This is a genomic window from Haloferax sp. Atlit-6N (assembly GCF_003383195.1).
Classification (GTDB): domain Archaea; phylum Halobacteriota; class Halobacteria; order Halobacteriales; family Haloferacaceae; genus Haloferax; species Haloferax gibbonsii.
The window spans coordinates 1-612 of the sequence record NZ_QEQJ01000108.1; the positions used below are offsets into that span (position 1 = coordinate 1).

The 612-nt window shown below is 57.5% G+C and carries 1 protein-coding gene; it reads left to right on the plus strand.

Annotated features, from left to right (window positions below):
• On the plus strand, positions 1-612 hold a 612-nt coding region (locus tag DEQ92_RS21420), incomplete at both ends, for an IS4 family transposase (RefSeq protein WP_115821752.1).

Sequence of the window (612 nt, forward strand, 5' to 3'; positions counted from 1 at the left end):
CCAGCAGTTCCGCGAGGTGATGATTGCCGAGTCAACCGTTTGCCGGTTGCGTCGGCTCCTGAGCGAGTTTCCAGCGACGCATCCTGACCAATCAGGCGCGAAACTTCATCTCGTCCACAACCTCACGAAACAGACGATCGAGCGGTTCGAACTCACCGACGAACGAAGCCACGAGAGCAGCCAGTTCCGCACGGGGAACTGGCTGCGAGGGCGGTTGTTGCTGTTCGATCTCGGCTTCTACAGCTATCGTCGGTTCGCACTCATCGAGGAGAACGGCGGCTTCTTTTTGAGTCGACTGAAGACGAACGCAAACCCACGAATCACAGAGGCACGTCGGAAATGGCGCGGGCGCGCCATTTCCTTACCAGACCGTCGTCTTCAGGATGTTCTCGGTGGTCTTACACGCGAGATTATCGATGTAACCGCCGAGGTGAGCTTCAAACGGCGTCCGTACGGTGAGAAGCATTCGAGTGCGACGATAGAGTTCCGCGTCGTCGGTGTCCGCAACGAGGACACCGACGACTATCACCTGTACATCACGAACCTCCCAGATGAGTTCACGCCGGAGCAAGTCGCAGCGTTGTACGGTGTACGGTGGGAAGTAGAAGTGCT